The sequence below is a fragment of the Burkholderia metallica genome, assembly GCF_902832845.1.
In the GTDB taxonomy this organism is placed as follows: domain Bacteria; phylum Pseudomonadota; class Gammaproteobacteria; order Burkholderiales; family Burkholderiaceae; genus Burkholderia; species Burkholderia metallica.
Genome location: NZ_CADFDB010000019.1, coordinates 23,214 through 46,495, shown reverse-complemented (window position 1 = coordinate 46,495; position 23,282 = coordinate 23,214). Strand labels below are relative to the sequence as shown.

Genomic DNA, 23,282 nt, shown 5'->3' with positions numbered 1-23,282 from the left:
CGTGGCGCGGCGGCGTGATCGTGTCGTTGCGCACGCAACCTTGCCGCCGATGGGCGTGCCGTGCGCGAGATGTCGTGCGTCGGCCGCGCATTTCGTGCATTCCGTGCATTTCGCCTGTCGTCCGTTTCCGCCCTCGATGATGAAACCTTCTCTCCGCGTCGCCGTGCTGTTCGCGTGGCTCGCACTCAGCCTGACCGGCACCGCGTTCGTCACGTCGCGCTTCGTTGCCGACGCGCACGACCGCTTCTTCCAGAATTCGAGCATCGTGATTCGCCTGCTCGCGCAGAAGGCCGCGCAGCACGAAGCGATCCTCGAGACGCTCGGCGCCACCGCGTTGCCCGCGCCGCCGTCGACGATGCTCGACAGCCTGCGCACGCGCATGCCGCAGCTCGACGCACTCGCGCACTGGCGGCGCGGCGCCGGCTGGCTCGGCACGGGCGGCCCGTTGCCCGTCGGCGCACCTGCGCGCGGCGGCGCCGCGGCGTTTGCGCTGACGTTCGACGCGGACGGTGGATACTGGCTCGCCGGCGATACCGGATGGGCGGTGCTGATCGATCCGCGCCGGCTGCTGCAGCCGGGCGACTGGCCCGATGCGCTGTCGTCGGCGACGCTGCAATTGCGTGACCGCAAGTTCGAGCTGTTGCAGCGCCCCGCGCCCGCGACGCCGTTCGGCTGGACGATGCGCGTGGAGAAGCGCCTGCCTGCGCAGCCGCAGGCTTTCGTGCTGACGACCACGCGCACGCTGACCCTAGCCGACCTGCCGTGGCTGCCGATCGCGCTGTGGAACGCGGTGGCCGTGCTGCTCGTCGCGGGCGCGCGCGGCGCGTGGCGCTTGCGGGAAGCGCGGCGGCGCGAACATGCGCGCGAGCGGATCGACCGCTTCGGCCGCCTCGACACGCTTGGCGAGATGGCGGCGGGAATCGCGCACGAACTCAACCAGCCGCTGACCGCGATCGTCGCGCATACGCGCGCGGCCGAACGCATGCTCGACCTGCCGGCCGAACGCGACGGCGTGCGCCGCGCGCTGCAGTCGAGCGTCGCGCAGGCCAAGCGCGCGGCGGCGATCCTCGACCGGCTGCGCGGCGCGATGACGTCCGCCGGCGGCGGACGCGCGCACGCGCTAGATCCCGACGCGGTGATGAATGCGGTGCTGTTCCTGCATCGCGACGAACTCGCGCGCGAAGGCATCGCGCTGCAATGGCACAACGCGGCGCCGCGCGCCGCGCCGGTGGCCGAGCCGGTCGCGGTCGAGCAGATCCTGCACAACCTGATCCGCAATGCGCGCGACGGGCTGGCCGGCATGCCGTTCGGCGAGATCCGCATCAGCGGCGGCCGCGCGGGCCGGCACTATCGTTTCAGCGTCGTCGACAACGGCCCCGGCGTGCCGGACGACGCGCTGCCGCGCCTGTTCGAGCCGTTCTTCACGACACGCGAAAACGGGCTCGGCCTCGGGCTGCCGCTGTGCGACACGCTCGCGCAGCGGCAGGACGGCTCGCTGATGATCCGGAACCTGCCGTCGGGCGGCGTCGAGGCGACGCTGCTGTTGCCGCTGGCAGAGGAGGCCCGCGCATGAACGGGACACAAGCGATGCCGCCCGAAGGGCCGATCGTCGCGATCGTCGACGACGACGAACCGGTGCGCGACGGCCTCGCGCTGCTGCTGCGCACGGTCGGGCTGCCGACGCGCTGCTATGCGGACGCCCACGCGTTTCTCGCCGACGCCGACGACCGCGCGCTCGGCTGCGTGCTGCTCGACCTGCGCATGCCGGGCATGAGCGGCCTCGACGCGCTCGACCGGTTGAGCGCGCGGCGTGCGCTGCCGGTGATCGTGCTGACGGGCCACGGCAACGTCGATGCGTGCCGGCGCGCGTTCAAGCGCGGCGCGAGCGACTTCCTGCGCAAACCCGTCGACGACGACGAACTGATCGACGCCGTGCAGCAGGCGATCCGCCAGCACGAGAACCGGCGCGACGGCGATGGCGAGGAGCAGGCGCGGGCGGCGCGGGTCGCGACGCTGAGCATGCGCGAGCGCGAGGTGCTCGACGGCATCGTGCGCGGCCACAGCAACAAGGAAATCGCGCGTGTGCTCGGATTGTCGCCGCGCACCGTGGAGACGTATCGCGCGAACGTGTTCGACAAGCTGCACGCGGCGTCGCTCGTCGAACTCGTGCGCGACTACGCGGCGTTCGCGGCGGCGTCGCCTCCGTAGCGCTACGGAGGCGTAACCCGTAGGCGAACGGGTTCTGCGAATGCGGTGCGCTCCCTACGATGACGTTTTCCACGAATCATCGAGAAGGACGCATTTTCATGATCAAGTATTTTGCTCTGCCGTCGTCGTTCGCACTGCTGTTCTCGGGTGCCGCATTGGCCGACACGATCGCACCGGAAACGAAGAAGCAGGACCTGAGCGACGCGGGCTACTACGCCACCGCACGCGTGGTCGGCGCGTTCGACAACGCGACCAACATGGAACTGACGAGCCCGCGCGTGACGAATCGCGTCGGCGGCCCCGACGGCAATTCGAGCGTGACGGGCGCGGTGGCGCTCGGCTACCAGTTCGGCAACGGCTGGCGCGCGGAAGGCGAATACACGTTCAAGCGCACCGACAACTTCGTCAGCTACTGGGCGCCGTTCGACGCGAACGCGAACGAGTTCCACGTGTCCTCGCAGCGCCTGATGCTGAACGGCTACAAGGATTTCGATCTGGGCCGCGGTTTCTCGGTGTACGGCACGCTCGGCGTCGGTGTGGCGATCGTGTCGGCCGACGGCTGGCAGACCAACGACACGCGCCGCTTCGCGTCGCGCACGCAGACCAACCTCGCGTATTCGGCCGGCGCGGGCGTCAGCTATGCGATCAACAAGCGCTTCTCGATCGATGTCGGGTATCGCTACGTCGACATGGGCAACGTCGAGACGGGCTACAACACGTTCGCGAACCGCGTGCTCGCGCGCGACGAGCAACTGAAGTCGAAGCTGTCGTCGAACGAGGTGTTCATCGGCCTGCGCGGCCGGTTCTGAACGCGTCCCGATCGGCCCGGTACCGATGGGCCGGCGAGCGCGACGGGCGTTCGCGATGAATCGCGGGATCGATGTGCGTCGCGGCCGCTTCGGGTTCGCGCATCCGGCGCGGCCGTTCGCTCGCCGGTAGGACCAGGCTGACCGTATCGATGCGCCGATCGGGCCTGGTCCGATTTACGACGCGCGGCACGACCGGCGATACTCGCCATCATCGATTCACTCTACGGGAGCGCGGGTCGTCACGGCGGACGTCGTGCAGTGCCGCGTCAACATCATCATGGGCATGCAGGACATCACCGGCGTTTTCGCGCTACCGCTCGCGCATCCATATTCCGACGTGCCGCCGCCGTATGGCCGGCGGCGCACGCCGTTCGTCCCGAGCCGGCGGCCGCGGCCGGGCGTGTTCGATCTGCGCGTGACGCGCGAGGCGCCGCGCGTCGCCGCGGTCCAGGCGGCGGATTTCGGCTCCGAGAATCGCGCGTGGGCGGCGTCGCGTACCTGCCGCCGGTGGCGGCCGACGCTGATGGCGATGCTCGTCGGCCTCGTGTTCGGCTCCGTATGTGTCGCGGCGACGCACATCATCGACAACCGCACCCGCATCCGCACGCGTGCGCCGTCACAGGACACGTTCTACGAGTCGGCGATCTCGATGATGCCGGAGGCGGCCGTTGCGGCGCCGGTCGCCGCCGTCCTCCCGCCGGAAAGCATGCAGCCTGGAACGGATCGGCAGGAATCGTTCGCAATGCGGACGGATAGGCCGGCAGCGCAGGGCGCAGGCGAGGTCGTCACGACCGTCGCGCCCGCCGACGCATCGAAGCCGGCGACGGTGCCGCAGCGCAAGCACGCCCGCATCGCCCCGGCCCGCCCGCAGGCGGCGGCATCGACGGCCTCGGTTGCGCCGGCCGCCGCGAGTGCCGCTGCGCCGAAGGTGCGGGCGGCGGCGCGCCATGACGACGCGGCGCTTGCCGCGGCATCGTCGTCCGGCTCGGCCGCGGCGGTCGGCATGACCGCCGCCGAGTTCACGCGCTGGCTTGCCGCGACGCGCGAACCGGTGCGCCAGTCCGCGCAGATCGCAACCCCCGCCGACACGGGCGTGGCCTTCACCGACCATCCGCGCCTGATCGAACCCTGAGATCCGTGCGACGAGCGAACGGCGCGCTGCTGCGCGCCGGGCTCGCCCTGCGCACGGCCGGACGCCGGCCGCCCGGCCACCGGACGACCCGATTCCGCGTCCCGATCGCGCCGCGTACGGCGAACTGGACACGTCTGCATCGCTGCTGTACTGTTCCGCACAATTCGCGCCAGACCGGCCCGCGCCGGCGCCGCCGGCCCCCTCGCCGGCCGTTGGCGCGATGCGATCTCAATCCGGGGACAGGTCGATGGACACGTTACAGATGATGCGCATTTTCGTCCGGGTGGCGGAGGAGGGCAGCTTCACGAGCGCGGCCCAGCGCCTGGACATCACGACGGCCTATGCCTCGCGGTCCGTCGCGCAGCTCGAAACGCATCTGCGCACGCGCCTGCTCAACCGGAGCACGCGCCGCATCGCGCTGACCGACGCCGGGCAGCGGTATCTCGACCGCTGCCAGCGCATCCTCGGCTATATCGAAGAAGCGGAAGCCGAGGCGGCCGACGCACAGGCGAAGCCGTCCGGGCGGCTGCATGTCCACGCGACGACGAGCTTCGGCCAGGCCTACGTGGTGCCCGCGGTCGTGCGTTACCGGCAGCGCTATCCGTCGGTCGCGGTCGAGCTGACGCTGTCGCAGCACGTGCCCGACATCATCGACGAAGGCTACGACGTGTCGCTGCAACTGAGCGCGACGGAGCTGCCCGATTCGGGGCTCGTTTCGCAGCGGCTCGGCGAGGTGCACAGCGTGCTGTGCGCGTCGCCCGCGTATCTGAAGGAGCGCGGCACGCCGCGCACGGTGCGCGAGCTCGACGGCCATGCGTGCCTGCAGATCGTCACGCCGGTCTTTCCGCGCGATCGCTGGCATCTCGAGGGCCCCGACGGCCCCGAGACGTTCGACCTGCCGTCACCGGATTTCCAGGTGAACATCGCCGATGCGCTCGGCGCCGCGCTGCGCGCCGGCCTCGGCATCGGTTCGCTGCCGATGTCGTCGGCGCTGCCCGCGCTCGCGAGCGGCGCGCTGGTGCGCGTCCTGCCCGACTACCGGCTGCAGAAGCTGACCGTCTACACGCTGTACGCGTCGCGCCAGTATCTCGATGCGAAGATCCGCACGTTCGTCGATTTCCTGCGCGAATGCGTGCCCGAAATGCTGGCCGCCGACGAGGCTGCGCTGAACGCTTCCTGCAAGTCCTGAAGTCGGATCTTCGGCGCGCGACCACGCGGTCGCGCATCGATCGATAAAATAATACGCACTCCTTTATTCGATGCAGATCTTGATGCAGCTGTCGACTGCATCGTCATGACGGCCCCTGGGCATGGATGCCCGGGTAACCGGCATGCCCTTATGAAAGCGCTTGCTTTCGATATCGAACATCGTTGGTTCGGCGCGCGGCGCCGACCCCCTAGAATCGGTTCGACCGGCTTCATCGCATGTACGCGCAAAGCCGCATCCTCTTCATCGAATCCGAAACGACATGGCAGACCCACACTCGACCACCCGCCGCCGGCTCCTGCATGCCGGGCTGGCCATCGCGGCGGGCGCCGCCGTGGCTCCGGGCCTCGCGCTGGCGGGCACGGCCGGCGCGCGCACGTTGCGCATCGGCTATCAGAAAGGGCCGCTCAGCTTGCTGAAGGCGCGCGGCACGCTGCAGGGCAAACTCGCGACGCTCGGCGTGACCGTCACGTGGACCGAGTTTCCGTCGGGGCCGCCGCAGCTCGAGGCGTTGAACGCGGGATCGATCGACTTCGGCGACGTCGGCGAAGCGCCGCCCGTCTTCGCGCTCGCGGCCGGCGCGCCGCTCGTCTACTACGCGCAGACGCCGGCCGGTCCCGCGGCCGAAGCCGTGGTCGTCGCGAAGGATTCGCCGGTCAGGACCTTCGCGGACCTGCGCGGCAAGCGCATCGCGCTGGTGAAGGGATCGAACACGCACTTCCTGCTGGTCAGGCTGTTGCAGGCCGCGAAGCTCGACCGTTCGGACGTCACGCCGGTGTGGCTGTCGCCGTCCGATGCGCACGCGGCATTCGAGAACCGCTCGGTCGATGCATGGATCATCTGGGACCCGTTCCTTGCGGTGGTCCAGCAGGCGTTCGACGCGCGCATCGTCGCGGACGGCACGGGCCTCGTCGAGAACCGCGGCTACTACTTCGCGTCGCGCACATATGCGCAGCGCAACGCCGACGTGCTCGATGCCGCCGTGCAGGAACTGACGACGGTCCAGCGCTGGCTCGATGCGAACCGCGCGCAGGGCGCGGCCGAATTCTCGAAGCTCTGGGGGATTCCGGAGCCCGCCGTCGCGCTCGCGTTCCGCCGCGCGCGCTTCGGCGTCGAGCCCGTCACGCGCGACACGCTCGCATACCAGCAGCGCGTCGCCGACGTGTTCTACCAGGCCGGCATCCTGCCGAAACGCGTCGACGTCAGCCAGGCTGCGCCGCCCGCGCTCGCGTAACGGCGCGGCCGGCCACCGGCCGGGTACGCGCTCAACGGCGGAACGGTAGCGCGACGTCGTCCGGAATCGGGCACACGTACGGCCGGCCGCCGCGCCGCTCGAGCAGCTCCGCCTTCGCCTGCGCGAGCGTGTCCGGCGCGCCGAGCAGGTCGATCGCGGTCGCGGCCATCGTCTTCGCCGCCAGCAGCATCCCCTTGTGCGCGAGCGGTGTCTTGCCTTGCGCGACCCATTGCCACGAATGCGGCGGCGTGCCGAACGCGTAGCAGCTCGTGTGGCACTGCGCGGTCGGCGTGACCCAGCTCACGTCCCCAACGTCGGTCGAGCCGCAGATCGGGCGGCCCTTGCCCGGCTCGTACGGATCGATGCCGTCGAACAGCGCCTTCGGATTGCGCCACGCCTGGTTCAGAGAACGCGACGACGTTTCGATATCCTGAGCAGTCAGCGTCTGGCGCTGGTACGCGTCGGCGAGCGCCGCATCGTCCGCGTCGAAGCCGGCGGTGCCGATCGACTGCAGATGCCGGTACATGACCTGGTTCAGCACGGTGTTTTCCAGCAGGTTCGAGCACGCCTTGTCGAACACGATCTCGAGCCGGCAATCGGTCATCAACGCCGCGCCGCGCGCGACGTTCTTCACGCGCTCGAACAGGTCGGCCGCCTGGTCGTTGCGGGCCGCGCGCACCAGGTACAGCACTTCCGCATTGGCCTGCACGACGTTCGGCGACAGGCCGCCGGTGTTCGTCACCGCGTAGTGCACGCGCGCCTCGGGCAGCATGTGTTCGCGCAGGTAGTTCACGCCCACGTTCATCAGTTCGACCGCATCCAGCGCGCTGCGGCCGAGGTGCGGCGACGCGGCGGCATGCGACGCCTTGCCGGTGAAGCGGAAGTACGCCTGGATGTTCGCGAGCGAACCGGCGGGGAAGATGCCCGTGTACACGTGCGGGTGCCACGACAGCGCGGCGTCGAGATCGTCGAACACGCCGGCGCGCGCCATGAAGGTCTTGCCCGACCCGCCTTCCTCGGCGGGGCAGCCGTAGAAGCGGACGGTGCCGGGCTGGCCCGTGCGTTCCAGATGCGCCTTCACCGCGGCCGCGGCGAGATGCGCGGCCGTGCCGAGCAGGTGGTGGCCGCAGCCGTGGCCGTTGCCGTTCGAGATCTCGCCCGACGGCTGGCAGGTGAGGGCGCCCGCTTCCTGGCTGAGCCCGGACAGCGCGTCGTATTCGCCGAGGATGCCGATGACGGGGCCGCCGTTGCCGGCTTCGGCGACGAACGCGGTCGGGATGTCGGCCACGCCGCGCGTCACGCGAAAGCCGGCTTGTTCCAGCATCCGGACGTGCAGGTCGGTCGACGCGAATTCCTCGTAGCGCAGCTCCGCGAGGTTCCAGATCCGGTCGGACAGCTCGGTGAATTGCGCGCGCTGGCTGTCGATGAAGTCGAGGGCGAGTGAAGTCATGAATTGCTCCTGTGAAGAGGCTGGCGCGGTCAGAATTTCTGCCGGAGGCCAAGGGCGAAGACGGTGCTGCTCATGCCGGGCGCGGACATCGGCGCGGCGCCGAACGACAGCGCCGACTGTCCGGTGTTCCTGAAGCCGCCGAGCCGCACGTACACACCGGTGAGCTTCGAGAACTGGTAGTCGTAGCCGAGCAGCGCGCCGAGCGCGTGGCTCGGCTGGCCGGCGATCGTGCGATACGCGAGATCGGCGCGCATCGCGTGCGGGCCGCGCTGCCAGATCGCACCCAGCGAATAGACCTGCGCGACGAGCGTGCCGGGCGCGGTGGGGCGCATCAGCGTGTACGCGAACGACGCGAGCGTCGGGCCGAACGCATACGACGCGCTGGCCATCACCGAGTCGGTGCGCGGGCCGTCGGGGGCGCCGCCCGGCGTCGACGACGTCGCGGCCCAGATCGCGTTGTAGGCCGCGCTCAGCATCACCGGGCCGCGCGCGAAATTGGCGACGGCGCCCGCATTGCTCGCGATCGGGCTTGCGCCGGCCGCATTGCGAAACGCGTAGAGCACGGTGACGTCGAGTCCGCCGTAGGTCGGCGTCTTGTAGCTGATCGCGTTCTCGATGCGTCCGGGCAGCGATGCGGCGCCGCGCCCGAGGTCGCTGCCGATCAGCGCGGTACTCGCGAACGGCGACAACTGGCCGACGAGATAGAACGGATCGGCCGCTTCGGGCACGATCGCCGGATACTGCTTGCCGAGCTTGACCGTCCCCCAGTCCGCGGAGCCGATCGCGACGTTGGCTTCGCGGTTGTAGAACGACGCCGCGCTTTGCGGGCGGCCGGACATCAGGTCGAAGCCGCTTTCGAGGCGAAAGCTCGCGCGCAGCCCGCCGCCGAGATCCTCGCTGCCGATGAAGCCGAAGCGCGACGTCGACGCGCCGCCGCTCATCAGGCCGACGCTCGTCCGGCTGCCGATGCGCGCGTATTGCAGGAAGCTGTCGAGCGCGCCGTAGATCTGTACGTTGGCACGGGCCGGCGCGGCCCACATGCAGGTTACCGCCGCGCAGCACGCGGCCATCAGGGTTGAATTGCGCACGTTCGTCTCGTGGTGTCGCCATCGTCGGCGCGCGAATCGCAGGCGTGCAACGGCCCGCCCGCGTACGCGTCGACGTCGCGGATTCCTTGGTCTGTTCGGGAGTGGCGGTGCCGGTGCCCGGCGTCGCCGTGAATGAAGCGGTGGGCCGTTCAGCGGCCGTCGTCGTGCGAGTCGGCCGGGCGTTCGCGGAAGCGCCACAGCGCGATCATGCTGACGGCGCCGCACGCGAGCACGTACCACGCGGGCGACATCGGGTCGCCGGTGCGATGCAGGAGCCACGTGACGTTGAATTGCGCGAAGCCGCCGAAGATCGTCACGCCGAAGCTGTAGATCGTCGCGAGCGCGGTGGCGCGCACGCGCGGCGGGAACGCCTCCATGATCAGCAGCAGGAATGCGGAACTGCCCGCGGTGGCGAAGGCCATCACGACGGTGACGATCGCGACCATCAGCCCGACCGACGGCGCGGCGATCAGCAGCCGGAACGCCGGATACACGCACGCGAGCGACAGCAGCCACGTGACGGCGATCATCGGCTTGCGGCGCGGCAGGCGATCGATGATCCACAGCCCCGACACGAGCGCTGCGACGATCATCGCCAGCCCCGACGCGCAGCCGGCGAGCAACGACGTCGCCATCGGCAGGTGCAGCGTGCGCACCGCGTAGGCCGGCATGTAGAACACGAAGATGTAGAGCGTGGACGTGCCGCCGATGATCATCAGCGTGCCGAGCACGACGCGGCCGAGGTAGCGCGTAAACACTTCGCGCGCCGCGCTGCCGCCGGTGTCGCGCGTCGACACGTGCGTTTCGTCGAGATGCCGGCGGATGTAGAAGCCGACCGGGCCGAGCAGCAGGCCGAGCAGGAACGGCACGCGCCAGCCCCAGCTTTCGAGCGCGTCGGCCGGCAGCACGGCCGACAGCAGCGCGCCGCTGAGCGCGCCGAGCAGCGCCGCGACGCCCTGGCTGATCATTTGCCAGCTCACCATGAAGCCGCGGCCGGCGAGCGGGCCCGATTCCATCAGGAAGGTGGTCGACGCGCCGATTTCGCCGCCGGTCGACAGGCCCTGCAACAGCCGGCCGATCACGACCAGCACCGGCGCGACGACGCCGATGCGCGCATACGACGGGGTCAGCGCGATCAACGCGGTGCCCGCGATCATCAGCTGGATCGTCAGCGTCAATGCTGCCCGCCGGCCCGCGCGGTCCGCGTAGTTGCCGATCAGGATGCCGCCGAGCGGGCGCATCACGAAGCCGACGCCGAACGTCGCCATCGCGAGCAGCAGCGGGCCGGCGCCCGAGTCGACGGGGAAGAACGTCTTGCCGATCAGCGCGGCGAAGTAGCTGAACACGGTGAAGTCGAACATCTCGAGCGCGTTGCCGGCCGAGGTGGCGATGATCGTCCGGGTCTGCGCCGAACGGCGGCGCGGGGCCGGCGGCGCGTCGACGAGCGGCGTGGCGGCGTCTTGCATCGGGGGTGTCTCCATGGGTATCGGTATCGTGAGCGCCGCGTGGATCGTCAGGCATCCCGCGAGCGCTGGCCGCATGTTAAGACCGGGCAAAACATCGCGATACGCGCAAATTTTTATCCTGATAACGTTTGTTTATCCCCTGATGCCTTTTGTCTGATCAGGTCCAGTCGGGGTTGGTGTCGTGCAGGAATGCGGCCCGGCCGATGGCCACGCCGTGCCGCAGTGGACGCGGCAAGGGCCAAGTCGGAAATTTTGACAGTAATTGACCGCGCCGAAGAACGGGAGCGCTATGATCTCATTCGCAATTTGACGCGCACACTGGGGAACCCGCATGAGTTCGGCACGCTCGCTCAACATCGGTATCACGATTGGTCTGCATCACGCGACGGAGAGTCTTTGGGTCAACGGCATCAAGCAGAATGCGTTGTACTTGATGAAGCTCTTTCAGCATTCGCCGCTCCGTCATCGGGTGACCCTCGTCAACACGACGAACGTCAGGATTTCGTCGGAACTTCCTTGGGATCTCGATCAGTATCCGGTGTGCTCTTTCGACGATGCGAAAGACGCGCTTGACGTGCTGATCGAGCTCGGCGGGCAGATCGATACGCAGCAAACCGCGTATCTGCAGGCGCGCGGCACGAAGGTCGTGAGCTATTGCTGCGGGCCGGAATACGTGCACATGATGCAGGCGATGATTTTTGGCCGACGGCATGCGGAATCGGTGTTGATCAACCAGCATTACGATCAGGTGTGGATCATTCCGCAAGTGGTCGAGACGAGTGCGAGCTTCTTCAGCGTACTGCGACGCCAGCCGGTTCGCGAGGTGCCGTTCGTGTGGGATCCGATGTGCGTCGAAGAACGATCGGCCGCGCTTCCTCATCGCGGCGAGTATCGTCCGACCGGGCAGCCCAAGCGGTTGTCCATCATGGAACCGAATATCGACGTGACCAAGTTCTGTCTCTATCCGCTGTTGATCGCGGAGCTGGGCTATCGGAAATGCGGTTCGAAGATCGCTTATGTGCATGCGACGAACACGGAGCACCTTGCAAACGGCAGTCCGGAATTCATCGGGATTGCCCATCATCTGGATCTGGTCCGGGATTCGAAGATCAGCTTTGTCGGCTATTACAGCACCCCTCAGTTTCTTTCGGAATTCACGGATATCGTGATTTCCCATCAATGGGGGCTGGCGCTCAATTATTTCTATTTCGATGTGTGCTGGAACGGCTACGCGCTGGTCCATAACGCTTCGCTCGTCAGCGAGCTTGGGTACTTCTATAACGAGAACGATGCGGAGGAAGGGGGCCGGCAACTCGAACGGGCAATCGAGCTTCACGATGAAAACTGGCAGGATTATCGTGACCGGCAGCGCGACATCATCGGTCGTTTCCTGTCGACAAACCCGAAGCAGGTCGAAGCCTATGACGAGCTGCTGCTCGGTCTCTTCGACGCGAATCGGTAGTCCCGCGACAAGAAAAACAGGCGATCTGGATGAGTGAATCCCGGTCGGCGTAGCAGCAGAGGGGAGGGCCCGCACGCATGAACCACAACGTGCGCGGCCTGCTCGCTTCATGGTCAGGTTCGCGGCGCGCTTGCATCGGCGCGCCGGTTCGCCGCCGTCAAACAGCGAAGATCCGGCGCTGGTAGTCGAGGATCAGCCGATCGATGTCGTGGCTGGAACGCCGCGGCTGGCTCTTCGGCTCGAGCCAGAGCCATCGCATCATTCGATAGCGTGCCTCGACGCACATCAGCCACGCGTCCCAGTCCGACCAGTGGCGCAGCAACGGAATGTTGCGGATGTCCCGCAGCCCGTCGCGAATCTCGTACACGTGGAAATGCTCACTCGCGCGCGCGCTCAATTCATCGAACGCGCGTGCGGCTTGCTGCGGATCGGGGTACATGAAATCGTGGATCTCGATGATGACGTGGCTACCGGCGAGTTGTTCCAGTAGCGCACTGTCGAACAGCTCGAATTCCGCGCCCTCGATATCGCACAGAATGACCCGCTCGGCCGGCGCGCCGCCGTGCTCCGACAGGATCGCCGGCAGGTTGCGATCGGCCTGGCCATAAACGGCAACCCGGTCCGCCAGCCCCATTTCCGCAGCCCGATGCTGGATGGCCTGGCGGCGCGGCTCGTCCATTTCGAAACACAGGCTGCGCCCGAACACGTTGTTCCGCACCAGGCCGATGCCGAAAATCCCGTCGGCCGCGCCCAGGTCGATCAGTACCTTCCCGGGCGAGCCGAGCGCTTCCAGAATCGCGCAAACGGCGATCTCGTAGGTGCCGAGCAGGTAGCCGCCGACGGCGACCTCCGCCCATTGACTGACGCCGATGGGATACCCGCGAAGGATGCCGTATTGGACCACCGAGCCGGTCTGTTCACGCAGCAACTGCGACAGATAGTGCAGACGAAGATTCGCGGCCTGAATCGAGCTTTGGTTGAAGTATTGCGCGTGGTCCATTTTTCTCGTTCTCTCGGGTGAGGAAGCGCGTCGGAAAATGCGGCTATCGGCACTTTGGAGAATGCGCCGCAGGTTGATTTGGACAACAATATAGCGTGCTTGCGGGGTAGCGGTACGAACCGGGCAAGCGAAAATTTCGCCGCAACGAATCGACGAGGTCGATGCCGTGAGGCGCCGTCGCGTCGCTGGCCGGCTCGGCTTCCATGATAGATTCCCGGGGCACATGATTCGCACGTACATCGCGCAAGCACGTCGGCGCTGCCGGACGCTGAAACACACGGCAACGGCGCCGCTTGTCGCGAGGATCGGTGGAGACACGCACGCAGGCCCTGCCCCATTCCGAACGCAACTTCTCCGGGAATCCGGTAGCCCGGGGCGTCTTCCGGGACGCGACGCATGCCGTTTTCCCGGGAAAGCTGTCCAGGTCCTCGATCGGTCCGGAGAGCCGAAGACACCTTCCCCAAGAGCCCACACATGAAACTTCACCAGCTCCGCGCGCTCGTGGCCGTCGCCCGCTCGGGCAGCATTCACGAGGCGGCGCGCACCCTGCATCTCACGCAGCCGGCCGTCACGCGTTCGCTGCGCGATCTCGAGGACGAACTCGGGCTGATGCTGATCGCGCGCAGTTCGTCGGGCGTGACGCTCACCGATGCGGGGCACGCGATGCTGCGGCGGGCCGAGCTGGTCGTCAACGAGGTGGCGCGCACCGAGGAGGAAATGGCGCAGTTGCGCGAGAACCGGCAGGGCCGGCTCGCGATCGGGATGACGCCGCTTGCGGGCATCACGGTGCTGCCGGCCGCGTACAACCGTTTTCGCCGCGCGATGCCCGACGTCCAGCTCGAATTCGTCGAAGGCAGCCCCTCGCAGCTGGTCGAGCAGTTGAAGAACGGCGCGCTCGACTTCGCGCTGGGCGCGGGCGCGGATGCGCAGGATTTCACGTCCGTGCGCTGCCAGCATCTCGACACGTTTCCGATGTGGTTCGCGGTGAGCCGCAAGGGCAAGCTCGCCGGTGCGACGTCGCTCGCCGATCTGCAGGATGCGGAGTGGCTGCATACGGGGCCCTCCGCCGAATTCCGCGCGTTTCTCGCCGAGTTGTTCGCACAGGCCGGCCTGCCGGTGCCGCGCCGCGTGACGCGTTGCGCGTCGCAAACCCTGTTTTACGCGCTCGCCGTCAACAGCGACGTGGTGACGGCGTGGACCCAGCTTGCACTGCGCGGCGACGCGTCCGACACGCTGAAGACGCTCGATCTCGTCGGGCAGCCGCCCGCACGCCATCTCTATTTGCTGTTCCGCGACAGCGCGGTGCTCACGTCGTCGGCCGAATACTTCGTCCAGTGCATCGACGAAGCCGTGCAGGCCGAGCGTGCGCATGCGGGCGGAACGAAGCGCGGCACGCGTTCGCGCGCGCCGCGCGCGTGACGCGCCGGCCTACGGCGCGACGCGCGACAGCGGCACCGCTTCGTCGCGCAGCTTCACGGCGTCGCGGCCCGGCGCATCGCCGAACAGGCGCGCGTATTCGCGGCTGAACTGCGACGCGCTCACATAGCCGACCCGGCGGCACGCCTGCCGCGCATCGATTGCCGACACGCACATCAGGCGGCGCGCCTCCTGCAGCCGCAGCATCTTCTGGCATTGCAACGGACTCATCGACGTGACCGCACGGAAGTGATGATGGAAAGTCGACGGGCTCATGTCCACCTGTCGCGCAAGCGATTCGACCGTTATCGGATCGACGTAGTGATCGCGAATCCACGCGACGGCGCGCGAGATGCGCTGCGTCGTCGAATCGGCGTGGCCGACCTGCGCGACACGCGCACCCGACGGGCCGCGCAGCAGCCGGATGATGATTTCGTCGACGATCAGCGGCGCGAGCAGGTCGAGGTCGTCGGGTTGGGCGATCAGTTGCATCAGCCGGACGAACGCGTCGACGATTTCAGCCGGTGCGTCGTGCGTGTCGAGGGCGCCGCAGTCGACGGCCTTCGGCAGCCCGAGCGGAAACACGCGTGGGGTGAGTGCCGCGATACGCGCCGGATCGAGTGCCAGGTGTGCATACAGGAACGGCTCGGCCGGGCTCGCGCGCGTTACGCGGCCGGTGACGGGCAGGTCGGCGGTCGCCACCAGCATCCGCGAGGCGTCGATCACGTGGACGCCGTCGCCGACCCGTATCGACTTCGCGCCTTGCCCGACGATGCCGACGCACGCAGGGTGCACGCCATGGTTCCAGTGCGGCGGCGACGTGCAGGCGCGCGCGACGCGCAGCCCGCGCACCGGCAGCTCGAACGTGCCGTCGTGCGGCGCATAGGCGGCGATCAACGCGGCGAGCGTGGCCGTGGGCGGCCGGCGATTCTGATCGGGCGTGATGCGCGGTAGCGGCGGCGTTCGAGCGTCGGTTTCCATATTGCGTGAGCGGATGGCGGAATGATCGGTGCGAAGCGCGCGGCTGGGCAATCCAGCAGCGACACCTGCACGGCGGTCACATCGTACGGCCAGTCGCCTGCCGGTGATTGCCTAAACCTGTCGGAAATTAGCCCGATCATCCGGATCTGCGCGGCCGGCGACGGCATCGCCGGCCGTCGCGCGGTGTGCAGCGCACAAATTCGGAAATTAAGGCAAAACAATCGCAGGATCGGGCAAGCCAATCTCCGGCGGTTTTCATACCATTGCACCTGCTGAAGGAAACGTGTTCCAGCGGGTCGGGACGATGCGGGCAGGAACGCCGGATGGCCGGCGCATGCCGCCGGTGTCGCCGCTGTGAACCGCTGGAAAAGAATCAGGACTGCTATTCGAATGTTCGTGCATCGGGCCAGCCGAGGCCGGCTTGCGTCCGTTGCATGCCGGCACGCGTTCCGCGCGAGCGTGCCGACCGGCCCGGCGTGGCCGGCGTCGGCGCCGCCGCATTGGCCGGGTCGTCGCGCGTCGGTCGCGCGTCGGTCGCGATATGGCGACGGGTGCGCGCATCAGGGTAGACGACCGCGCAGGGGAATCCGGACAAATGGACCAACTTCAATCGATTCGGGCATTCGTGACAGTGGCAAGGGAAGGCGGATTTCGCCGGGCGGCGACGCGGTTGCGCGTGTCGACGGCGATGGCGAGCCGGCTGGTCGATGCGCTCGAGACGCGCCTGGGCGCGCGCCTGCTTCAACGCAGCACCTGCCACCAGTCGCTGACGGAAATCGGCGAGCTGTATCTCGCGCGCGTCGAGCGGATTCTCGGAGCGATCGACGAGATCGACGGTCGTGTCGTCGCGATGGGCAGCAAGCCGGAAGGCGCGTTGCGCGTCGCCGCCCCGGTCGCGTTCGGGCTCAGCCAGTTGAGCACGTTGCTCGATCGCTTCGTGAACCGGTTCCGTGACGTGCGGCCGACCGTGACGCTGACCGATGCCCATGTCGACCTGACATCGGAAGACATCGACGTCGCGTTCCTGACCGACGGCATGCCGGTGACAGGGGCGCATGCGCTGCACACGCTGGCCGTATACGAATCGTTGCGCGTCGCGGCGCCGGGCTATGTCGACACGCACGGCGGCGCCGCTGCGTCGGGCGACTGGCCGGACATCACGGCGGTGCGGCTCGATCCGCCGGCAGCGGGCGACGACGATGCGATTGCGCTCCGGCCGGATGCGGCGCCCGGCGGCAGCCCGGGCGTCGGTCATCTCGAGATGGCGCGGCGGCTGGCCGTGGCCGGCATGGGCGCCGCGGTGCTGCCCGCGTATCTCGTCGACGCCGACCTCGCGGCCGGCACGCTCGTGCGCGTCGCACCGGTGCGCCCGCTCGCGCCCGTCACGCTGAAGCTCGCGTATGCGCGCACCGCCCATCTGCCGGCCGCCGCGCGGGCATTCATCGAATTCGCCGGCGCCGCATTCCGGCCCGCGAGCTAGCGGCGCGGTCGGCCGTCGCGGCAACGCGTGCCCTTCGCGGCCGCGGGCTCGCGGTTCTTTTTCCGTGGAAGCAGTTCGACGAACGAACGCTCCGCAGGGCGCAACGCACGCCCGCCATACGCGACCGCATCCGCGGCAAACGGTAAGCGACAGCATTCCGGCCGCGCGTGCAGGTCTCGAGGAGATCTGGTGATTCCCATTGAAGGTCGTCTATTTGTGAGAGGTCGCTCCATGCGCGTCGAACGGGTTCCATACCGCTTAATCACTGCTGCAACGGCTGCCGTTTTCCTGGCCGCGTGCGGAAAGAAAGAATCGGCGCCGCCGCCGCAAACGCCGGAAGTCGGCATCGTCACCGTCCAGCCGCAGGCCGTACCCGCGGTGACCGAACTGCCGGGCCGCACCAGTGCGTTCCTCGTCGCGCAGGTGCGTGCGCGGGTCGACGGCATCGTGCTGCGCCGTGAATTCACCGAAGGCTCCGACGTCAAGGCCGGTCAGCGCCTGTACAAGATCGATCCGGCGCCGTACATCGCCGCGCTGAACAGCGCGAAGGCGACGCTTGCGAAGGCGCAGGCGAACCTCGTCACGCAGAACGCACTGGTCGCGCGCTACAAGGTGCTGGTGGCCGCGAACGCGGTCAGCAAGCAGGACTACGACAACGCGGTGGCCACGCAAGGCCAGGCCGCGGCGGACGTCGCGGCCGGCAAGGCAGCGGTCGATACCGCGCAGATCAACCTTGGCTATACCGATGTCGTCTCGCCTGTTTCGGGCCGTGTCGGCATTTCGCAGGTGACGCCGGGCGCATACGTGCAGGCGAGCCAGGCGACGCTGATGTCGACCGTGCAGCAGCTCGATCCGGTGTACGTCGACCTCACGCAGTCGAGCCTCGAAGGGCTGAAGCTGCGTCAGGACGTGCAGAGCGGGCGCCTGAAGACGAGCGGCCCGGGCGCGGCGAAGGTGTCGCTGATCCTGGAAGACGGCAAGACCTATTCAGAGGCGGGCAAGCTGCAGTTCTCGGACGTGACGGTCGACCAGACCACCGGCTCGGTGACGATCCGCGCGCTCTTCCCGAACCCGGGCCGCGTGCTGCTGCCGGGGATGTTCGTGCGTGCACGGATCGAGGAAGGCGTGAACGAGAACGCGTTCCTGGTGCCGCAGATCGGCGTCACGCACGACCAGAAGGGGCAGGCGATCGCACTGGTCGTGAATGCGGCCAACAAGGTCGAGACGCGTCCGTTGACGACGGCGGGCACGTACGGCCAGAACTGGATCGTCGAAGGCGGCCTGCAAGGGGGCGATCACGTGATCGTGCAGGGCGTCGACAAGGTGCGCCCGGGCGCGACCGTGAAGACCGTCGCCGCGCAGCTCGCACCGGCACCGGACGCTGCGTCCGCCATATCGGCCAGCGCCGCGAATGCGTCCGGCGCCGCGCCGGCGAGCACCGCCGCTCATGCTGCCGCGCGTTCGACCGCTGCGTCGGCCGCGCAATAACGAGGAGTCCGTTTCATGGCCAAGTTCTTCATCGATCGCCCGATCTTCGCGTGGGTGATCGCGATCGTGCTGATGCTGGCCGGCATCGCATCGATCTTCAAGATGCCGATCGCGCAGTATCCGACGATCGCCCCGCCGACGATCCAGATCCAGGCGAACTATCCGGGCGCTTCCGCGAAGACGGTGGAAGACACGGTGACGCAGGTGATCGAGCAGCAGATGAGCGGTCTCGACAACTTCCTGTACATGTCGTCGACGAGCGACGACTCGGGCAACGCGACGATCACGCTGACCTTCGCGCCGGGCACGAATCCGGACGTCGCGCAGGTGCAGGTGCAGAACAAGCTGTCGCTCGCGACGCCGAATCTGCCGCAGGTCGTGCAGCAGCTCGGCATGCAGGTCACGAAGTCGAGCAGCAACTGGCTGATGTGGTTCGCGTTCAACTCCGAGGACGGCAGCATGTCGAAGGAGGACCTGACGAACTACGTGGCGTCGCACGTGCTCGATCCGCTCAGCCGCGTGAACGGCGTCGGCCAGACGCTGCTGCTCGGTTCGCAGTTCTCGATGCGCATCTGGCTCGACCCGGTCAAGCTGACCAACTACAGCCTCACGCCGGTCGACGTCAGCGCCGCGATCGGCGCGCAGAACGTGCAGATCGCGGGCGGCCAGATCGGCGGCACGCCGGCGAAGCCGGGCACGATGCTGCAGGCGACGATCACCGAATCGACGCTGCTGCGCACGCCCGAGCAGTTCGGCAACATCCTGTTGAAGGTCAACCAGGACGGCTCGCAGGTACGTCTGAAGGATGTCGGCCGCGCGGCGCTGGGTTCGGAGAACTACACGTTCGACACGAAGTACATGGGGCAGCCGACGGCCGGCCTCGGCATCCAGCTCGCGACCGGTGCGAACGCGCTGGCTACAGCGACCGCGTTGCGGGCCAAGATCCAGGAGCTGTCGAAGTATTTCCCGCACGGCCTCGTCGTCCACTATCCGTACGACACGACGCCGTTCGTGCGCCTGTCGATCGAGGAAGTGGTCAAGACGCTGATCGAAGGGATCGTGCTCGTGTTCCTCGTGATGTACCTGTTCCTGCAGAACCTGCGGGCGACGATCATCCCGACGATCGCGGTGCCGGTCGTGCTGCTCGGCACGTTCGCGATCATGGGCTTGGCCGGCTTTTCGATCAACACATTGTCGATGTTCGGCCTCGTGCTCGCGATCGGCCTGTTGGTCGACGACGCGATCGTGGTGGTGGAGAACGTCGAACGCGTGATGGCCGAAGAGGGGCTGTCGCCGAAGGAGGCGACCCGCAAGGCGATGGGGCAGATCACCGGCGCGCTCGTCGGCGTGGCGCTCGTGCTGTCGGCGGTGTTCGTGCCGGTGGCGTTCTCCGGCGGCTCGGTCGGCGCGATCTATCGTCAGTTCTCGCTGACGATCGTGTCGGCGATGGTGCTGTCGGTGCTCGTCGCGTTGATTCTGACGCCGGCCCTGTGCGCAACGATCCTCAAGCCGATCCCGCAAGGGCATCACGAGGAGAAGAAGGGCTTTTTCGGCTGGTTCAACCGCACGTTCGATCGCAGCCGCGATCGCTACACGGGCGGCGTGAACCACGTGATCCGCCGCTCGGGCCGCTGGCTCGTGATCTACCTGGCCGTGTTCGTCGCGGTCGGCGTGATGTTCGCGCGCCTGCCGAAATCGTTCCTGCCCGACGAGGACCAGGGCTACATGTTCATGATCGTGCAGACGCCGTCGGGTTCGACGCAGGAAACGACCGGCAAGACGCTCGACAACATCAACACGTACCTGACCACCGCCGAGAAGGATGTGGTCGACTCGGTGTTCACGGTCAACGGCTTCAGCTTCGCGGGCCGCGGCCAGAACGCGGGCCTCGTGTTCGTCAAGCTGAAACCGTACGAGCAGCGCCAGCGTGCGGACCAGAAGGTTCAGGCGTTGATCGGCCGAACCTTCGCGCATTACTCGCAGTACAAGGATGCGATGGTGATCCCGTTCAACCCGCCGTCGATTCCCGAGCTCGGTACGGCTGCCGGCTTCGACTTCGAGCTGACGGACAACGCCGGTCTCGGCCACGAAGCGTTGATGGCCGCGCGTGGCCAACTGCTCGGAATGGCCGCGAAGGATCCCGCGCTGGCGCTCGTGCGTCCGAACGGCCTGAACGACACGCCGCAGTACAAGGTCGACATCGATCGCGAGAAGGCGAACGCGCTCGGCGTCACGGCTGCCGCGATCGACCAGACGTTCTCGATCGCGTGGGCGTCGCAGTACGTGAACAACTTCCTGGATACCGACGGCCGGATCAAGAAGGTGTACGTGCAGTCGGATGCGCCGTTCCGGATGACGCCGGAAGACATGAACATCTGGTACGTGCGCAACAGCGCGGGCGGGATGGTGCCGTTCAGCGCATTCGCGACCGGTCACTGGAGCTATGGGTCGCCGAAGCTCGAGCGCTACAACGGCGTGTCGTCGATCGAGATCCAGGGCCAGGCCGCCGAGGGCAAGTCGACCGGCCAGGCGATGGCCGCGATGGAAGCGCTTGCGAGCAAGCTGCCGGAAGGGATCGGCTATTCGTGGACGGGCCTGTCGTTCCAGGAAATCCAGTCCGGCTCGCAGGCGCCGATCCTGTATGCGATCTCGATCCTCGTCGTGTTCCTGTGTCTCGCGGCGCTGTATGAAAGCTGGTCGATCCCGTTCTCGGTGATCATGGTGGTGCCGCTCGGCGTGGTCGGTGCGCTGCTCGCGACGATGTTGCGCGGCCTCGAGAACGACGTGTTCTTCCAGGTCGGTCTGCTGACGACGGTGGGTTTGTCGGCGAAGAACGCGATCCTGATCGTCGAGTTCGCGCGCGAGTTGCAGGCGAGCGGGAACATGGGGCCGGTTCGCGCGGCGATCGAGGCGGCGCGCCTGCGGCTGCGGCCGATCCTGATGACGTCGCTCGCGTTCATGCTGGGGGTGCTGCCGCTTGCGATCAGCAACGGCGCGGGTTCGGCCAGCCAGCACGCAATCGGCACGGGCGTGATCGGCGGGATGATCACGGCGACGTTCCTCGCGATCTTCATGATCCCGATGTTCTTCGTGCGGGTTCGCGCGATCTTCAGCGGCGAGACGGAAAACGTCGACGACGCATGGCGTCTCGTGCAGGGCGACCTGCAGCGCGGTCACGACGACGCACACGATTCGAAGGGGCAGTAACGATGCAAAAACACGCTTTGACCGCTACCGCGGCCGCACTGGCAGCCGCGCTGTTCGCCGCGGGCTGCACGATGGCGCCGCATTACAGGCGGCCCGACGCGCCCGTCGCGCAGGCGTACCCGGCCGGCGGCGTCTACGCGACGCAGCCGGGTGCGGCCGGCGCGCGCAGCGCGAACGGGCAAGCTGCGACCGCCATCGGCTGGCGCGAGTTCTTCGTCGATCCGCGCCTGCAGCGGCTGATCGAGATCGCGCTGAAAAACAACCGCGACCTGCGCGTGTCGGTGCTGAACATCGAGGCGGCGCGCGCGCAGTACCAGATCACGCGCGCGGGGCTGTTCCCGACGCTCGACGCGACGGGCACCGGCAACCGCGAGCGCCTGCCGAATGCACTGACGGTGGCGCCGGGCCGCAACATCACGACGACCTACAACGTCGGGCTTTCGGCGTCGTGGGAACTCGACCTGTTCGGCCGCGTGCAGAGCCTGAAGGATCAGGCACTCGCGCAGTACCTGTCGACCGCGTATGCGCGGCAGGCGTCGGAAATCTCGCTGGTGTCGCAGGTGGCCGACCAGTACCTGACGCTGCTGTCGACCGACGATCTGCTGAAGATCACCGAGAACACGCTGAAGACGGCGCAGGACTCGTACAACCTGACGAAGCTGCAGTTCGACAACGGCACCTGCTCTGAACTCGAGCTGCGCCAGGCGCAGACGGTCGTCGAGACGGCGCTCGCGAACCAGCAGGCACAGGCGCGAGCCCGCGCGCAGGCGTTGAACGCGCTGGTGCTGCTGATCGGCGAACCGCTGCCGGACGATCTGCCGCCGGGCATGCCGCTCGACGCGCAGAACCTGCTGGCGGACGTGCCGGCCGGCCTTCCGTCGGATCTGCTCACGCGCCGTCCGGACGTGATGCAGGCCGAGCAGACGCTGCTGGCCGCGAACGCGAACATCGGTGCAGCGCGTGCGGCGTTCTTCCCGAAGATTTCGCTGACGGCAGCATTCGGCACCGCGAGCCCGACGCTCGGCGGTCTGTTCAAGGCAGGTACGGCGGCATGGTCGTTCGCACCGAACATCGCGCTGCCGATTTTCGAGGGCGGCTCGAACATCGCGAACCTCGATCTTGCACACGTGCAGAAGCGCATCGAGATCGCGAACTACGAGAAGGCGATCCAGTCGGCATTCCGCGAAGTGTCGGACGGTCTGGCCGCACGCGGGACGTACGACCAGCAGATCGCGGCGCTCGAGCGCAACGAGCACGCGCAACAGAGGCGCTTCGACCTGTCGGACCTGCGTTACAAGAACGGTGTCGACAGTTACCTGTCGGTGCTGACCGCGCAGACGGATCTGTATTCGGCGCAGCAGTCGCTGATCAGCGCGCGTCTCGCACGCTGGACGAACCTGGTCGATCTGTACCGCGCACTGGGCGGCGGGTGGATCGAGCGGGCCGGCGAAGCGCCGCGCGCGCCGGATGCGCCGGTCGACTACGACAAGGCGGCCGCACCGGCGCCTGCGTCGGCAGCCGCGACGAACGGGTAAGCGCAAGGAAGGCAGGCGCGGCTTATTGCGCCTGTTTTTCGAACCGGCTGTATGCGGAAGCGAAAACGCCACGGATGGAAGTCCGTGGCGTTTCTTTTTGGTTCTTCGTTGAAAGCGGT

Annotated in this window: 17 protein-coding genes; 12 read left to right on the top strand and 5 right to left on the bottom strand. The window is 67.6% G+C overall.

Annotation, left to right across the window (positions count from 1 at the left end):
- Window positions 1-139: 139 nt before the first annotated feature.
- From HWX08_RS33065 to HWX08_RS33040, 6 genes are all read left to right on the top strand, one after another.
- Window positions 140-1,573 carry an ATP-binding protein gene (locus tag HWX08_RS33065; protein WP_174922133.1) on the top strand — a complete coding sequence of 478 codons (1,434 nt, stop codon included), beginning with the start codon at window positions 140-142 and terminating at the stop codon, window positions 1,571-1,573.
- The gene (locus HWX08_RS33060) at window positions 1,570-2,208 is read left to right on the top strand and encodes a response regulator transcription factor (RefSeq protein ID WP_174922132.1); all 639 of its coding nucleotides are present in this window, start codon (window positions 1,570-1,572) and stop codon (window positions 2,206-2,208) included. The genes HWX08_RS33065 and HWX08_RS33060 overlap by 4 nt, the downstream gene beginning before the upstream one ends.
- Before the next feature lie 98 nt (window positions 2,209-2,306).
- A complete protein-coding gene (locus HWX08_RS33055; RefSeq protein ID WP_069258150.1) occupies window positions 2,307-3,017 on the top strand; it encodes an outer membrane protein in 711 nt (236 codons plus the stop codon).
- A 253-nt stretch (window positions 3,018-3,270) separates the two neighbouring features.
- Entirely contained in the window at window positions 3,271-4,149 is an 879-nt protein-coding gene (locus HWX08_RS33050) for a hypothetical protein (RefSeq protein WP_174922131.1), read from the top strand.
- Window positions 4,150-4,396: 247 nt separating this feature from the next.
- Window positions 4,397-5,338: a LysR family transcriptional regulator gene (locus HWX08_RS33045; protein ID WP_174922130.1), complete on the top strand. Its 942-nt coding sequence runs from the start codon at window positions 4,397-4,399 to the stop codon at window positions 5,336-5,338.
- Between the two features lie 280 nt (window positions 5,339-5,618).
- Entirely contained in the window at window positions 5,619-6,590 is a 972-nt protein-coding gene (locus HWX08_RS33040; protein ID WP_174922129.1) for an aliphatic sulfonate ABC transporter substrate-binding protein, read from the top strand.
- 31 nt (window positions 6,591-6,621) lie between these two features.
- Here the strand turns inward: HWX08_RS33040 and HWX08_RS33035 are convergent, their stop codons facing one another.
- The 3 genes from HWX08_RS33035 to HWX08_RS33025 form a co-directional block, all read right to left on the bottom strand.
- Entirely contained in the window at window positions 6,622-8,040 is a 1,419-nt protein-coding gene (locus tag HWX08_RS33035) for a M20 family metallopeptidase (RefSeq protein ID WP_069258153.1), read from the bottom strand.
- 29 nt (window positions 8,041-8,069) lie between these two features.
- Window positions 8,070-9,128, bottom strand: coding sequence for a porin (locus HWX08_RS33030; protein ID WP_174922128.1), 1,059 nt, complete (start codon window positions 9,126-9,128; stop codon window positions 8,070-8,072).
- 149 nt (window positions 9,129-9,277) lie between these two features.
- Complete coding sequence (locus HWX08_RS33025) at window positions 9,278-10,609, bottom strand: MFS transporter (RefSeq protein ID WP_425128454.1); 1,332 nt, start codon at window positions 10,607-10,609, stop codon at window positions 9,278-9,280.
- Between the two features lie 316 nt (window positions 10,610-10,925).
- On the opposite strand from HWX08_RS33025, the gene HWX08_RS33020 reads away from it, so the two are divergent.
- Complete coding sequence (locus HWX08_RS33020; RefSeq protein ID WP_069258156.1) at window positions 10,926-12,056, top strand: DUF2827 domain-containing protein; 1,131 nt, start codon at window positions 10,926-10,928, stop codon at window positions 12,054-12,056.
- A 157-nt stretch (window positions 12,057-12,213) separates the two neighbouring features.
- Here the strand turns inward: HWX08_RS33020 and HWX08_RS33015 are convergent, their stop codons facing one another.
- Entirely contained in the window at window positions 12,214-13,056 is an 843-nt protein-coding gene (locus HWX08_RS33015) for an FkbM family methyltransferase (RefSeq protein WP_174922126.1), read from the bottom strand.
- Window positions 13,057-13,530: 474 nt separating this feature from the next.
- Between HWX08_RS33015 and HWX08_RS33010 the strand changes: the two genes are divergently transcribed.
- Complete coding sequence (locus HWX08_RS33010) at window positions 13,531-14,475, top strand: LysR family transcriptional regulator (RefSeq protein WP_069258158.1); 945 nt, start codon at window positions 13,531-13,533, stop codon at window positions 14,473-14,475.
- Between the two features lie 9 nt (window positions 14,476-14,484).
- Here HWX08_RS33010 and HWX08_RS33005 read toward each other — a convergent pair whose 3' ends face one another.
- Window positions 14,485-15,453, bottom strand: coding sequence for an AraC family transcriptional regulator (locus HWX08_RS33005; protein ID WP_174922125.1), 969 nt, complete (start codon window positions 15,451-15,453; stop codon window positions 14,485-14,487).
- A gap of 595 nt (window positions 15,454-16,048) precedes the next feature.
- Here HWX08_RS33005 and HWX08_RS33000 point away from each other — a divergent pair.
- The 4 genes from HWX08_RS33000 (at window position 16,049) to HWX08_RS32985 (ending at window position 23,163) form a co-directional block, all read left to right on the top strand.
- The gene (locus HWX08_RS33000; protein ID WP_174922124.1) at window positions 16,049-16,933 is read left to right on the top strand and encodes a LysR family transcriptional regulator; all 885 of its coding nucleotides are present in this window, start codon (window positions 16,049-16,051) and stop codon (window positions 16,931-16,933) included.
- A 231-nt stretch (window positions 16,934-17,164) separates the two neighbouring features.
- Window positions 17,165-18,421, top strand: a complete 1,257-nt coding sequence (locus HWX08_RS32995; RefSeq protein ID WP_174922123.1) for an efflux RND transporter periplasmic adaptor subunit — start codon at window positions 17,165-17,167, stop codon at window positions 18,419-18,421.
- 15 nt (window positions 18,422-18,436) lie between these two features.
- Entirely contained in the window at window positions 18,437-21,628 is a 3,192-nt protein-coding gene (locus HWX08_RS32990; RefSeq protein ID WP_174922122.1) for an efflux RND transporter permease subunit, read from the top strand.
- Between the two features lie 2 nt (window positions 21,629-21,630).
- A complete protein-coding gene (locus HWX08_RS32985; protein WP_174922121.1) occupies window positions 21,631-23,163 on the top strand; it encodes an efflux transporter outer membrane subunit in 1,533 nt (510 codons plus the stop codon).
- Window positions 23,164-23,282: the final 119 nt, after the last annotated feature.